General features: G+C 64.4%; 13 protein-coding genes. 1 reads left to right on the forward strand and 12 read right to left on the reverse strand.

The window, feature by feature from the left end:
• Positions 1–9: 9 nt before the first annotated feature.
• Genes hypA through BJN45_RS13010 form a run of 11 tightly spaced genes read right to left on the reverse strand, consistent with a single transcriptional unit; the run spans position 10 to position 7,785 of the window.
• Positions 10–351 carry a hydrogenase maturation nickel metallochaperone HypA gene (gene hypA, locus BJN45_RS12960; RefSeq protein ID WP_076095880.1) on the reverse strand — a complete coding sequence of 114 codons (342 nt, stop codon included), beginning with the start codon at positions 349–351 and terminating at the stop codon, positions 10–12.
• On the reverse strand, positions 344–1,252 hold the full coding sequence (locus BJN45_RS12965; RefSeq protein ID WP_076095881.1) for a hypothetical protein: 909 nt from the start codon (positions 1,250–1,252) through the stop codon (positions 344–346). Before BJN45_RS12965 ends, hypA begins: the two co-directional genes overlap by 8 nt.
• Positions 1,249–1,722 (reverse strand): [NiFe]-hydrogenase assembly chaperone HybE, encoded by a 474-nt coding sequence (gene hybE / locus BJN45_RS12970; protein ID WP_083651274.1) that lies wholly within the window; start codon positions 1,720–1,722, stop codon positions 1,249–1,251. Before hybE ends, BJN45_RS12965 begins: the two co-directional genes overlap by 4 nt.
• Complete coding sequence (locus tag BJN45_RS12975) at positions 1,719–1,919, reverse strand: rubredoxin (protein ID WP_076095883.1); 201 nt, start codon at positions 1,917–1,919, stop codon at positions 1,719–1,721. Before BJN45_RS12975 ends, hybE begins: the two co-directional genes overlap by 4 nt.
• Positions 1,916–2,791 (reverse strand): hydrogenase expression/formation protein, encoded by an 876-nt coding sequence (locus BJN45_RS12980; RefSeq protein ID WP_083651276.1) that lies wholly within the window; start codon positions 2,789–2,791, stop codon positions 1,916–1,918. The genes BJN45_RS12975 and BJN45_RS12980 overlap by 4 nt, the downstream gene beginning before the upstream one ends.
• On the reverse strand, positions 2,788–3,246 hold the full coding sequence (locus BJN45_RS12985; RefSeq protein WP_076095885.1) for a hypothetical protein: 459 nt from the start codon (positions 3,244–3,246) through the stop codon (positions 2,788–2,790). Before BJN45_RS12985 ends, BJN45_RS12980 begins: the two co-directional genes overlap by 4 nt.
• Positions 3,243–3,545, reverse strand: coding sequence for a HypC/HybG/HupF family hydrogenase formation chaperone (gene hypC, locus BJN45_RS12990; RefSeq protein WP_076095887.1), 303 nt, complete (start codon positions 3,543–3,545; stop codon positions 3,243–3,245). Before hypC ends, BJN45_RS12985 begins: the two co-directional genes overlap by 4 nt.
• Complete coding sequence (locus BJN45_RS12995; RefSeq protein ID WP_076095889.1) at positions 3,545–4,156, reverse strand: HyaD/HybD family hydrogenase maturation endopeptidase; 612 nt, start codon at positions 4,154–4,156, stop codon at positions 3,545–3,547. The genes hypC and BJN45_RS12995 overlap by 1 nt, the downstream gene beginning before the upstream one ends.
• 3 nt (positions 4,157–4,159) lie before the next feature.
• Entirely contained in the window at positions 4,160–4,864 is a 705-nt protein-coding gene (gene cybH, locus BJN45_RS13000; protein WP_076095890.1) for a Ni/Fe-hydrogenase, b-type cytochrome subunit, read from the reverse strand.
• 22 nt (positions 4,865–4,886) lie between these two features.
• Positions 4,887–6,683 (reverse strand): nickel-dependent hydrogenase large subunit, encoded by a 1,797-nt coding sequence (locus BJN45_RS13005; protein WP_076095892.1) that lies wholly within the window; start codon positions 6,681–6,683, stop codon positions 4,887–4,889.
• A gap of 1 nt (position 6,684) precedes the next feature.
• Positions 6,685–7,785 carry a hydrogenase small subunit gene (locus BJN45_RS13010; protein WP_076095894.1) on the reverse strand — a complete coding sequence of 367 codons (1,101 nt, stop codon included), beginning with the start codon at positions 7,783–7,785 and terminating at the stop codon, positions 6,685–6,687.
• Positions 7,786–8,064: 279 nt separating this feature from the next.
• On the opposite strand from BJN45_RS13010, the gene BJN45_RS13015 reads away from it, so the two are divergent.
• Positions 8,065–12,315 (forward strand): EAL domain-containing protein, encoded by a 4,251-nt coding sequence (locus BJN45_RS13015; RefSeq protein ID WP_076095896.1) that lies wholly within the window; start codon positions 8,065–8,067, stop codon positions 12,313–12,315.
• On the opposite strand, the gene BJN45_RS13020 is transcribed toward BJN45_RS13015, so the two are convergent.
• Positions 12,297–13,202 (reverse strand): hydrogen peroxide-inducible genes activator, encoded by a 906-nt coding sequence (locus BJN45_RS13020; protein WP_076095898.1) that lies wholly within the window; start codon positions 13,200–13,202, stop codon positions 12,297–12,299. The genes BJN45_RS13015 and BJN45_RS13020 overlap by 19 nt on opposite strands.
• Between the last annotated feature and the right edge of the window lie 33 nt (positions 13,203–13,235).

Genomic DNA, 13,235 nt, shown 5'->3' on the forward strand with positions numbered 1-13,235 from the left:
CGTCTCCTTCTATTCGATTGCGATTTCCCTGACCCGCATTTCGGTGCCACCGGTCGGCTGGACCTGGTGGCTGCCGCAGACCGGGCAGGCGCCGTACAACTCGCTCATCGCCACCGTCGCCGCGCACGGCATGCACCAGCCGGCGCCCGGTACGGCGACGATTTCCAGCGCCGCGCCATCGGCGATGCCGCCCTTGGTCACGACGTCGAAACAAAAGCGCAGCGCTTCCGGCTCGACCGACGACAACTGGCCGATTTCGAGCACGATCAGACCGACCCGGGCGGCGTTCTCGCGCCGCGCGGTGTCCTCGACCAGCTCAATGATGCCTTCGGCCAGCGACATTTCATGCATCTTTCCACTCCACTTCGTAGGGCAGGCACGGATCGAGCGCCAGGATCGCCGTTTCCAGACCAATCCTCGCCGCCCCCGCCGACTCGAAACAACGCCCGGCGAGCAATGCCGCCAGCGCTTGCGGGCCGGCGAAACAGGCATCGGTCGGCGCTTCGAGATGATACCGCTTCACCTTGCCTTGCTCGATGGCGATCGCGTGCGTCAGGATGCCACGCGCGGTGACACTTTGCGCCACCCCGACCCCGTCGCCGCCAGCGGCGACCAGCGGAAACGGCTGGCTGGCCTCGAGTGCGGCGGCAGCGCGGGCAACGTCGGCGATGCGCGCCAGCCAGGCAGCGGCGATGTCGTTCGGCGCCGGTGGCCGTGGTGGCACTTGCGGCGAACTCCCGCCGGCCTGCCACCAAACCAGCCAGGCGGCCGGGTCTGGCGTCGGCCAGTTCGGCGCAATGTTGCGGTCGACCAGCGTTTTCCGGCATTTTTCCACCAGCGGACACAACGTTTCATCGATCAGCCGACGGGTCGCGGCAAGGCCGTCGACACCGAGGCGTGCGCTGCGCCAGGCGGCGAATTCATCGCGCGCCGGCACCAGTCCGCAGGCCACGGGCCAGTCGAGGAGCAGGCGCCACAGGTTCTCGTGCAGCATTTCCAGCCACAGCAAACGGTCGTCGAGCGCGCTGCGCTCAAACTGCCGACCGTCGGCCACCGCCAGCGCCGCCTGCGCGGTGAAGCGCTGGGCTTCGGCGCACAAGGCGTAGAGATGCGGAACCAGGCGCACCGCAGCGTCGGGGTTCTGGCCGACGAACAGTCGCGTCATCGCCGGCCGTTCGAGGACGACTGCGTCGATGCGCACGCTACCGTCGGTGAAGGCAGCGCGGATCTGCAGCGTGCCGGCCGGATTCATCCGCGCAGGCCGAGAAAGGCGCGGCGACTGGCCGGCGCCGCATCCACCGGTGCCGCCGGGACGGCGAGCGGGTCGTTGAACAGCGCGGTGATCGCCGCCAGCGCGGTCAGCCGGGCCTGCTCGTGGCTGACGAATTCGCCGGCCGGCGAGAACAGCGAACACAGGTGGTAACGGCCCAGGCGGTCCTCGTCAGCAACGATGAATTCATAGACGCCGGACGGAAAGGACCAGTCGTAGTGGCTGCCGGCCAGGGCTGCCGGCCAGTCGGCGTGGCCGGGCAGGCAGAGCAGGTTGATCGCCCACGGCGTGACCAGCGCGCCGACCCAGTGACCGGTCTCGGCCAGACGGAAGCCGATGGCCTCGACCACCAGCGCCGGGTTGCAGATCGGCAGACCGGCCATCCGCGTCGCCGCGATGTCGGCAAAAACGTCGGCGATTGCGGTCGACGGGTCCTGCGACCAGATTTTCACGCCGGCAGCACCATGAACTTGTGCTTGCCCGCGTCGCAGCCGGGGCAGCACCAGTCGTCGGGCAGTTCGGCGAACGGCGTGCCAGGCGCGATGCCGCGCACGTCGTCACCTTCGGCCGGATCGTACACCCACCAGCACACGCCGCATTCGAGGCGATCGTCAGGCTGCACGGCGCGGAAGCTGCCTTCGAAAATCACGCCGGCTCCGCCATCATCGCCAGGTATTCCTGCAGACGTTCGAGCGAATCGGCGAAGTCGTCGTCGGCAGCGAGCGCGACTTCGGGAACGCCGACGATCTCGATCGAATTGAGGATCAGCGCGTCCATGCTGTTGAAGTACTGCACCCACCAGACGTTCTTCAGCCGCGTGCTGGTGATCCGGCAGTTGCCGTAGCCGCGCGACAGGATCGATACCTCGCGGTGGCCGAGCCAGCCGTAGAGCGTGTCGAGGTCGGCCTCGCTGACCGGCAGCAGGCTCAGGTTGATGACGTGGGCGGCGTCGCCGGGTTGCCAGGCAGCCGCCTGCATGCGGATTTCCTCGACCAGCGCCTGGGCATTCATGCAGCCGGCGGGGTACTCCGGCAGCGCCAGCGTACTGCCGGCGCAGGCTTGCATGGTGTCGAGCAGAACGCCGGGAATGGCGCCGGTTTCGAGGCGGTCGGCGACGAAGCGGCCGTCGTCGGCGACTTCGAGCACGCGCCAGAAACCGGCAAAGGCGGTTTCCTGGACGCGCCAGTGGCGCGGCGCGGTGGTGAAGGCGCTGACTTCGCCGAAGCCGAGCGACTGGTTGATCAGTTCGCGCACTGCGGCTGGCTGGCCGAGCAGCTCGAGGCTGGCGCCGCCGGCCAGGCCTTCGCGGCCAGCGGCGGCGATGAAGTCGCCGAGCAGGCCGAGCACGGCGGCCACCGCGTCGGGCGCGGCGTCATCCGGCAGGTAAGGCGCGGAAAAAGTCCGCATGCCTTGCGGCATCGGCAGGTAGGCCGGGGCTTCGTCGCCCTGCGAGCCGGGGCCGGTCATTGGCCCCATGGTAACGACAGAAATCGGAAAAGGACGCAGCGTGGACGGGTTCATGCGCAGGCTCCAGTCTGACCGGCATCACGCACCGGGATGGCAATCGGGCGCGGCCGGGCCGGGCCGGCGGCAAGGCGGGCAATCTCGTCGCGGTATTCCTGCCAGTCGCGGATGCCGTTGAGGCTGCCGAGGTAGTCGCCGTCGCGCAGGAAGACGACCGCCGGCGCACGCGCCACGGCAAAGCGCTGCATCAGCGCCGGTGCCGCTTCCGGGCCGGCGACCAGACGGGCAACGTCGGCACCGAGGCCGTTCAGCGCTTCCGGCAGGATCACGCAGGCATCGAGGATTTCCAGGTTGCGCTGCGGGTCGTCGGTCAGCAGCAGCGCCGCCAGGCCGGCGGGGAATTGCGGATTTTCGCGGTCAACCCGCGAAAATCCGTGTTTTTGCTGCATCCGGGCGAGCGCGGTTTCGAGGCGATCGAGCGAGGTCGGGCCGGCTTTCAGTTCGAGACTCATGGGTTTTGCGTCCTCAGAAATTCAGGCAGTTGCGGTTCGCGGTCGAGATCGGCGAAGAAGGCGGAAAGATCGGTGGCACCGGCGTTGACCGCAGAAAGCGCGGCCAGCGCGGCATTGACGGCAGCGGCGCGGTCAGCCGGAATGACTTCACGGGCGGCATCGAGAAAACACAGCAGCCAGGTCCCCGGCGGCTGCGCACCGACCAGCCGGATGTCGATCGACACCTCGCCATTGCGTCCGTGACAACGGGCGAAATGCTCGCCGCAGTCCAGCACCTGGACGGGAATGCCGAGGCACATCAGGCGGCTTCCGTATTGAGAAAGCGCGCGTCGCCAAGCCGGTAGGCCTGCTCGGCCGATGGCCGGCCGGCTTCGTAGACATCCATCGCCAGCGCCCGGTCGGTAATCGCCTCGGCGCCGCCTTCGCGGATGCTGCCGACGACGCCCCAGCGTTCCAGCCAGTCGAGCGCCAGATTCAGCGCCGGCACCATCTGCGCCTTGACCACGTCGCGCAGGCTGCCACCGTAGTCTTCGAGCTCTTCCGGCTGGACACCGATGAGCACCAGTTCGGCCGGCAGCTTGTCGGTCAGCTCAGCGGCCATCAGCACTTCCTGGAAACCGGTCTGGTGCAGGCTCATCTTCTTGGCGCCCATGAAGCGCGGCACCTGGTCGCCGACCACCTCGCGCAGATCGCCCAGCGCGTCGCCATAATCGACGGCGTCGAAGACCAGCAGGCAATCGGCTTCCTGGACGTAGGGCAGCAGGTACAAGCCCTGCGTGCCGCCGTCCATCACCGTGACGTTGTCGGGAAAGCACCAGCCGGCGTTGAGCGCCTCGACGCAACGCACGCCGAAGCCTTCATCGGCCCACAGCAGGTTGCCGATGCCGAGCACGAGTATCCGTTTTTCCATCGCTCAGTCCTTGAACATGCGCCAGCCGGAGATCATCGTCGAGATCAGCGACTGCCGGCTCATGATGTCCTCACGGATGGCTGCGTAGATATGGATGACGGCGAAGGTCATCATGATCCACATGCCCAGCCGGTGCAGGTTGTGCACCTGCAGCGAGCCACCGAGCGCCGGAATCACCCAGCCGAACAGCGTATCGCTCCAGGTGCCGAGACCGGCACCTTCGCTGTACAGCGCAAAGCCGGTGAACACCATGCCGACTGCCAGCACCGTGAAAAAGAAGAACATCATCAGCTGCGCCATCGGATTGTGGCCGACGTATTTCTTCGGCGTCTTTTCCAGGAACAGATACCAGCGCAACTCGAAGAAGACTTCACTCCACCATTGCCGGTTGGTGATCGGCAGCTTGAAGATCTGCTTGGCGTGGTGATTGCCGACGAAGGCCCAGTAGATGCGGCCGAGCAGACCGATGGCAAAGATGTAGGCAGCGGCGAAATGGGCAAAACGGATATAGCCCATCAGGAAGTTGTCCGAAGCCTCACCGGGCATCGTCGGCAATGGCAGGCCGATGAAATACCCGGTCACTGCCAGCACCACCATGGCCAGCGCGTTGATCCAGTGCCACAGGCGGACCGGCGCTTCGTAAACATAGATCGAACGCACCTGCTTGCCGTGCCGTTCGGCCTCCAGCATGTCCTGTTGTGAAAGCATGATTGCCTCCTTTCCGGACCGCTCAGCGGACCTTGACCGTCGTCATTTCCTGTCCGTCCGGGCTCATCACGTGCGTCGAGCAGGCCAGGCAGGGATCGAAGGAATGCAGCGTGCGCAGGATTTCCAGCGGTTCGTCGGCCTTGGCCACCGGGGTGTCCATCAGCGACGCTTCGAACGCACCGATCTGGCCCTTGTGGTCGCGCGGACCGCCGTTCCAGGTGGTCGGCACGACGCACTGGTAGTTGTCGATCTTGGTGTCCTTGATCTTGATCCAGTGACCGAGCGCACCGCGCGGGGCTTCGGTGAAGCCGACGCCCTTGGCTTCCTTAGGCCAGCTCGACGGATCCCATTTCTCGATATTGGCGGTGTTGAGATCGCCCGCCTTGAGATTGGTCATCAGCTTGTCGAACTCGCGGCTCTGCAGCTTGACGCAGTACGCCGTCTCCAGGCCGCGCGCGGCGGTCCGGCCAAGCGTCGAGAACAGCGCGGTCACCGGCACGTCGAGGTGCTTCAGCGCGCCTTCGACCAGACCGTGGATTTCCGGGTATTCCTTCGGCTGCAGGTAACCCAGCACCATCCGCGGCAGACAGCCGACTTCCATCGCGTGACCGCGCCAGCGCGGGGCCTTGATCCACGAATACTTGGCGCCCTCGTCGAGCTCCTTGATGTTGGTCTTGGTGCCCTTGGTGTTCGGGCCGAGGACGAAGTTCGGCTCGGTGACGCCGTCCCACGGATGCAGGCCGAGGTTGTCGTCCGGGTACTTGTACCAGCTGTGGGCGACGTATTCCTGAACCTGTTCCGGATCACGCAGATCGACCGGATGAATCTCGTCGAGCTTGCCGTTGATGATGGCGCCGCGCGGCAGCAACAGATTGCCGGCCGAGTAGTCGTTGGCCGTCTTCGGAATGTCGCCGTAGGACAGCAGGTTCTTCGACGACAGGCCGCCGCCGTACAGCCAGCCCTTGTAGAAGGAGCCGATGGCCAGCAGGTCGGGAATGTAGACCTGTTCGACAAACTCGGTACAGCGGTCGATGATGCTCTTGACCAGGTTCAGCCGTTCCATGTTGATGGCGCCGACCGCCCCCGCGCCTTCGAGGTTGATCGCGCAGGGCACGCCGCCGACCAGCCAGTTCGGATGCGGATTCTTGCCGCCGAAGATGGTGTGCACCTTGACGATTTCCTTCTGGAAATCGAGAGCCTCCAAATAGTGCGCCACCGCCATCAGGTTGGCTTCCGGCGGCAGCTTGTAGGCCGGGTTGCCCCAGTAGCCATTCATGAACGGGCCAAGCTGGCCGGAATCGACGAACTTCTTCAGGCGATTCTGGATGTCGCGGAAATAGCCCGGCGACGACAGCGGCCACGACGAAATGCTCTGCGCCAGCGCCGACGTTGCCTTCGGATCGGCCTTCAGGGCCGACACGACGTCGACCCAGTCGAGCGCGTGCAGGTGGTAGAAGTGCACCAGATGGTCGTGAATGTAGAGATTCAGCTGCATCAGGTTGCGGATGGTGTTGGCGTTTTCCGGAATCTGGATGGCCAGCGCATCTTCAACCGCACGCACCGAGGTCAACGCATGGGTACCGGTACAGACGCCGCAGATGCGCTCGGTAAAAGCCCAGGCATCGCGTGGATCGCGGCCCTTGAGGATGACTTCCAGACCGCGCCACATGGTGCCGGTGGATACCGCGTTGCGGATGACGTTGTTGCTGTCGAGATTCACTTCCACCCGCAGGTGGCCCTCGATGCGGCAGACCGGGTCAACGACGACGCGCTTGCCGGAATTGTCGAGCTTGAAGCCCTGGGTTTCGTAAGCGCTCATCTTATTTCTCTCCCTGATTTTCACTGACTTTTTCACTCTCGCCGGCCTTCTGGCGGGCGCGGGCCAGTGCGGTCACCGCAGCGTGCGCGGCAATCGCCGCACCGACGGTGCCGGCAGCCGCCTTGCCGATGGTGTCGGCATTCGATTCGACGCCGAAGGCCTTGATGTCGGTGACGCGGTCGTAGAACGAACCCTTGTCCCAGAAGCCGTCCTCGGAACAGCCGATACAGCCGTGACCGGACTGCACCGGCCAGCTGACGCCACCGTTCCAGCGCATAGACGAACAGGCGTTGTAGGTGGTCGGGCCCTTGCAACCCATCTTGTACAGGCAGTAGCCCTTGCGCGAGCCCTCGTCATCCCAGGCTTCGGCGAACTGGCCGGCGTCGAAGTGGCCGCGGCGATAACACTTGTCGTGGATGCGTTGACCGTAGAACATCTTCGGCCGGCCCTGGCGGTCAAGTTCGGGAATGCGGTCGAAGGTCAGCATGTAGGTGACGACGCCGGTCATCACTTCGGCGATCGGCGGGCAGCCCGGCACGTTGATGATCGGTTTGCCGGTGATCACCTTGTGCACCGGCGTCGCCCGCGTCGGATTCGGCTTGGCGGCCTGCACGCAACCGTAGGAGGCACAGGCGCCCCAGCTGATGATCGCCTTGGCATCGGCGCAGGTTTCCTTGAGTTTCTCGACGAAGGGGCGGCCGCCCTGGATGCAGAACATGCCGTCTTCGTTGAGCGGCGGATTGCCCTCGACGGCGACGATGTACTGGCCCTTGTACTTCTTCTTGACCTCGTCGAGGATGGCTTCGGCCTGGTGGCCGGCGGCGGCCATCAGCGTATCGTCGTAGTCGAGCGACAGCATCGAGAGGACGACATCCTTGGTCAGCGGATGCGCCGAACGGATGAAGGATTCCGAGCAGCAGGTGCATTCGAGACCATGCAGCCAGAGCACCGGCGTCCGCGGCTTGGTTTCCATCGCATGCGCGATGCGCGGTGCGGCGGCGCTGCCCAGCCCGAGCGAGGTCGCGGTCAGGCTGCAGAATTTCAGGAAACTGCGCCGGGTGATCCCCTGGCGGCGCAGCACTTCGTAAAAGGTTTCGGTCACGGCGCTTCCCCCCTCTGGTCAGACATGCAGTGGCGCCATCACCGCAAAGCCTGTGCCATCTCCGGCGGAATTTTTCTTTTCCCATAAAAACCATGGACTTGAAACAAAACCCCCGGCCCGGCAGCGGCCATGCCGGAAAACAACCGGAAGGCAAGACACCACTTCTGGAAAGTATTCATCCACCTTTAGCGCAGCCGACTGGCGCTATTTCCGCTCACAGCCTGCAAAAGGCTTGCGATCGATCAACACAAGCGCGGTTTCGCTCACTAAAATCCCGGCATGCCTACCGTAGCCGACCTGATGACCCTGCACGCCGATAGCGTCGCGCCCGATTCGACGCTTGCCGATGCCGCAGCAATGATGGTGGACGCCCGGATTTCTTCTGTTGTCGTGATCGATGATGGCCGGATCACCGGCATCCTGACCGAACGCGACATGTTGCACGCGATGCGCCAGCATGATGATCACAGTCGCCCGGTCCGCGATTTCATGACGTCGCCGGTATTCACCGTCAATCACGATACCGAGGTTCGCGCCGCCTTCCGCCAGGCCACCCGCCTCGGCATCCGCCATCTGGTCGTCACCGCCGGTGATGGCAAATTGCTCGGCATCATCAGTGAAACGGACTTCCGGCGTTTCTTCGGCCTCGACTTCTATCGCCAGCTGAATACCGTCGAAGGCCTGATGGACAGGGTATTTCCCCGCCTGCCAAGGACAGCCACGCTGGACAGTGCGCTGGCCGCGATGGAAACCGCCCGCGCCACCAGCGTCGTCGTTGTCGATGGCGATCAGGCCTGCGGCATCGTCACCGAACGCGATGTCGTCCGCCTCTACCTGCAGATCGATGGCAATCCGACGCTGGGTGAAATCATGACCCACCCACTGGCCAGCGTGCTCCCGGAAACCTCGGCAGCGGAAGCAGCAGCATTGATGCTGGAAGCCAGAATCCGGCACCTGACGGTGGTCGACCGCAATAATCGCCTGCTCGGCCTGCTCACTGAACACAGCCTGATCCGGCCGCTGGAAATGGATCTGCTCGACGAAACCGTCAGCGAACAGCGCGGCCTGCAAACCCGTTACGACGAAGCCCTGCTGATCCGCAACGCCGCCATGGCCGGCCTGCTGCGCGGCGAACGCCTGGAGAACCTGCTCGAACTGATCGTGCTCTCCGCCGAACACGAAGTACCCGACATCAAGTGCGCCATCATGCTGGCCGAACCTGCGGGCGAAAGCCTGCACCTCGCAGCCGCCCCCAGCCTGCCCGATGCCGCCTGCCAGATACTGCAGAACGTGCCCATCGCCGAAGGCCAAGGGGTCTCCGGCACTGCCGCCTGGCGCCGCGGCGAAGCCTATATCGAAGATGTCTTCGTCCAGCCCGAGGGTGAAAACTACCGTGATTTCGCCCGCCTGCTCGGCGGTCATTCAGGCTGGGCCGAAGCCCTGCTCGGACCGGACAAGGAGTTGCTGGGCACTTTTGCCGCCTACATGCAGAAGCCGGGACGACTACCCGACAGCAGCCGCGAAACCATCCGACAGGCCAGCCAACTGGCAGCCCTGCTGATTTCCCAGCAACACCAGTCAACAGAACTGCAGAACAGCCGGAACACCTTCCACCAGCTATTCGAAACGGTCGCCAACGCACTCTTCGTGCTCGACGCCGACGGTCATTTTCTCGATGCCAACCAGGCCGCCGAACAGATGTCCGGCTACAGCCGGGATGAGTTGCGCGGCCGCACGCCGGACGACATGGCCGTAGCCGGGATGAATGCGCCCGGCGCAGTACTCGCCGCCATCCGCGCGGCTGCCGGCGGCCAGGCACAAGCCATCGAATACTGGGGACGCAACCGGGCCGGACAGATCGTGCTGATCCGCGTTCAGATGACCGCCACCTGCTACGCCGGCCAGAACGCCGTCATTGCCAGCGCCATCGACATCGGCGCCAACCGTGCGGAGGAATTGCGCCTCGGCATCGAACGCGACCTGGCCAACGCACTGTCCACCGGCGGCGGCAGAGCCGACCTGCTGGCAACGATGCTCAAGCTGGCACTACGCTTCCCTGAATTCGATTGCGGCGGCATCTACTGGCTGACCACCGGCGGCGACTATGAACTGCTTGCCCACCACGGACTTTCGGAACGCTTCATCGAACAGGTACGGCACTACTCGGCAGACTCTCGACAGGCACGCCTCATACGGGAACACAAGGTCATCTGCAGTTGCCAGCACTGCTGCAGCGAGAACCAGGAATGCAGCCTGCTTGCCTTGCCCCACATCAGCGAGGAAGGCCTGCGCTGCCTGCTGATCCAGCCCATCGTCGTCGATGGCCAGGCAGTTGCCTGCATGAATCTGGCTGGCCGCCATACCGACCAGATCTCCGCCGCCAATTGCCTGGCCGTCCAGAACATGGCCCGGCAATTTGCCCTGGCGCTCGAACGCCAGGTACTGGAAGAACGTCAGCGCCTTGCGGCCAGCGTTTTTGCCAATGCCCACGAAGGCATCATGATTACCGACGTCAGCGGCCGCATCGTCGAAGTCAATCCGACTTTCAGCGAGTTGACCGGCTTCAGCCGGGTCGAGGCAATCGGCCAGAATGCCGGCCTGCTCAACTCCGGGCACCACGACAGCGCCTTCTATCGGGAAATGTGGCAGGCCATCCACCGCGACGGACACTGGCGCGGCGAAGTCTGGAACCGCAAGAAATCCGGCGAGATTTTTGTCGAACTACTAACCATCTCCGCCGTCCGCAGCCCGGATTCGAAGATCACGCATTTCGTCGGCATTTTCTCCGACATAACCCTGCTGAAGGAACACCAGCAGCGCCTCGAACATCTGGCACATTTCGATGCCCTGACCCAGCTGCCCAACCGCATGCTGCTCGCCGACCGCCTGCAACTGGCAATGGCCCATGCCGCAAGGACACTGGGACTGCTGGCGGTGTGCTATCTCGACCTCGACGGCTTCAAGCCGGTCAATGACCAGTTCGGCCACGCTGCCGGCGACCGCCTGCTGATTGAAGTCGCGCAACGTCTCAAATCCTGCGTGCGGGGTGGCGATACCGTTGCCCGACTGGGTGGCGACGAATTCGTGCTGCTGCTCGCCGACCTCGGCGACATCCACGAATGCGATCAGGCACTGAATCGCATCTCGGCATCGCTGGTCCGCCCTTTCGCGGTATCCGGCGAGGAAGTCTGCATCTCCGCCAGCATCGGGGTAACGCTCTACCCGAACGACGGCTCGGATGCCGACACCTTGCTGCGCCATGCCGATCAGGCGATGTACGTGGCCAAGCAGGCCGGACGTAACCGGCACCATCTGTTCGACCCGGAAAACGACCGCCGCGCCCGCCGCCGCCGCGACGAAATCGCGCGCATCCGCGAAGGCCTGGCAGCGGAAGAATTCGTACTCTATTACCAGCCGAAAGTCGACATGCGGCAGGGACGCGTCGTTGGCGCCGAAGCCTTGATCCGCTGGCAGCATCCGGAACAGGGGCTGCTGTTGCCACAGGAATTCCTGCCGGCCATCGAAGGCAGCGAACTGGCCATCGATCTTGGCAACTGGGTGATCCGGACCGCATTGGCCCAACTCTCCGCATGGACTGCGGCTGGCATCGATCTCGCCCTCAGCATCAATATTGCCGGGGAGCATCTGCAGCATCCCGGTTTCGCCGAAGACTTGGGCTGCCAACTGGCAGCCTGGCCCAATGTTCCGCCGGACCGGCTCGAACTGGAAGTACTGGAAACCGCCGCCATCGAGGATATCGGACGGGCCGCCCAACTGTTTGAGGAATGCCGGCGCCTCGGTGTCAGTTTCGCCCTCGACGATTTCGGGACCGGCTATTCGTCGCTGACCTATTTCCGCCGGTTGCCCGCGGAAATGCTCAAGATCGACCAGTCCTTCATCCGCGACATGCTGGACGACCCGGAAGACCTGGCCATCGTCGAAGGGGTGATCGGCCTGACCCGGGCCTTCCGCCGGAAGGTTATTGCTGAAGGCGTCGAAACCGTCGAGCATGGCCTGGTGCTGTTGCTGCTCGGCTGCGATCTGGCCCAGGGCTTCGGCATTGCCCGCCCCATGCCCGCCGCAGCGTTGCCGGAGTGGATGGCTGCGTTCCGGCCGGACGAGTTGTGGGGGGCGGCTTCAGCCTTCGAATGGTCGCGCGAGGACCTGCCGATGCTGATCGCCGAAGTCGACCACCGGCGCTGGCTGAAAACCCTGGATGCCTGCCTCGCCGGCGCCCCGGACAGCCACCCGGCGCCGGAGCTCGATCACCGGGCCTGCGGCTTCGGCCGCTGGTATCACGGCGCCGGCGCCCGGCGCTACGGCCGGATTCAGGCATTCGCCGCCATCGACGAGGTCCACGTCCGCTTGCACGATGTCGCCCGAACCATGCTTGACCTGCACCACGCGGGCCTCGCTGACGAGGTCGCCCAGCACGTTCCTGACCTGCAGACCGCCAGCCGGGAGCTTTCAGAGTTGCTGCAGCAACTGCAGGCTGAAATCCTGATCGGCGCTCAGACCAGCAGACGGTAAGCCGGAGAATCCAGTCCGCGGACTGCCGCCAGCAGCGCGTCGATGGCCTTGGGCCGGACGAAGCAGTTGCGCCAGGCCAGCGCCACCCGCCTTGAGGGTTCGGGGGGCAGGAACGGAATGACGCGGATCATGTCGTTGTTGTAAGGATGCTGCAGCGCACCCTCCGGCAAGACCGACACGCCCAGCCCGGAAGCGACCATGCAGCGGATCGTGCCGATCGAGTGGCCGAGACGGATATCGGTTTCCGGACTGCTCACTTGTGGACAGGCACCCAGCACCTGATCGCGGAAGCAATTGCCCGCCTTCAACAGCAGGACCTCGTCGCCGGCAACATCCTCCGGCGCGATGGCCGGCAGGTTTTCCCAGGGATGCCCGCAGGGCACGACAACCTTGAAAATTTCGTCGTAGAGCGGCCGGGTCAACACACCCGGCAGATCGAACGGCAGCGCCAGGATGGCGACATCGAGATCGTTGTCGCGCAGCATGTCGGCGAGGTTGGCCGTCATGTTTTCCTCGATCACCAGCGGCATGTTGGGCGCCACCCGCTTGAGCGAATGGATCAGTTGCGGCAGCAGATAGGGGCCGATGGTATGGATGACGCCAAGGCGCAAGGTGCCGTCCAGCTGATCGCGACCGCGCTGGGCGATCTGCCGCACTTTCTCGGCCTCCTCCAGCGCGTGTTGCGCCTGCTCGACCACTTTGGCCCCAACCAGACTGGGGCTGACGAACCCCTTGCCACGTTCGAACAACTGCACGCCCAGTTCATCCTCAAGCCTCGCGATGGCGACGCTGAGTGTCGGCTGGCTCACCGAACAGCGCTCGGCAGCACGGCTGAAATTGTTCTCCTGGGCAAGCGCAACAATGTAACGCAACTCGGTCAAGGTCATTCGTTTCTCTCCTCTGGCCCCGGATCATACCCT

Origin of the sequence: Azonexus hydrophilus, assembly GCF_001956855.1 — a bacterium.
GTDB lineage: Bacteria > Pseudomonadota > Gammaproteobacteria > Burkholderiales > Rhodocyclaceae > Azonexus > Azonexus hydrophilus_A.

What these genes read in the sequence shown, in the direction of transcription:
- BJN45_RS12980 (WP_083651276.1), bottom strand. Translation starts at nt 2,791, where the DNA reads ATGAACCCGTCCACGCTGCGTCCTTTTCCGATTTCTGTCGTTACCATG.
- BJN45_RS12995 (WP_076095889.1), bottom strand. Translation starts at nt 4,156, where the DNA reads ATGGAAAAACGGATACTCGTGCTCGGCATCGGCAACCTGCTGTGGGCC.
- BJN45_RS12985 (WP_076095885.1), bottom strand. Translation starts at nt 3,246, where the DNA reads ATGAGTCTCGAACTGAAAGCCGGCCCGACCTCGCTCGATCGCCTCGAA.
- hypC (WP_076095887.1), bottom strand. Translation starts at nt 3,545, where the DNA reads ATGTGCCTCGGCATTCCCGTCCAGGTGCTGGACTGCGGCGAGCATTTC.
- BJN45_RS13015 (WP_076095896.1), top strand. Translation starts at nt 8,065, where the DNA reads ATGCCTACCGTAGCCGACCTGATGACCCTGCACGCCGATAGCGTCGCG.
- BJN45_RS13020 (WP_076095898.1), bottom strand. Translation starts at nt 13,202, where the DNA reads ATGACCTTGACCGAGTTGCGTTACATTGTTGCGCTTGCCCAGGAGAAC.
- BJN45_RS13005 (WP_076095892.1), bottom strand. Translation starts at nt 6,683, where the DNA reads ATGAGCGCTTACGAAACCCAGGGCTTCAAGCTCGACAATTCCGGCAAG.
- hypA (WP_076095880.1), bottom strand. Translation starts at nt 351, where the DNA reads ATGCATGAAATGTCGCTGGCCGAAGGCATCATTGAGCTGGTCGAGGAC.
- BJN45_RS12965 (WP_076095881.1), bottom strand. Translation starts at nt 1,252, where the DNA reads ATGAATCCGGCCGGCACGCTGCAGATCCGCGCTGCCTTCACCGACGGT.
- cybH (WP_076095890.1), bottom strand. Translation starts at nt 4,864, where the DNA reads ATGCTTTCACAACAGGACATGCTGGAGGCCGAACGGCACGGCAAGCAG.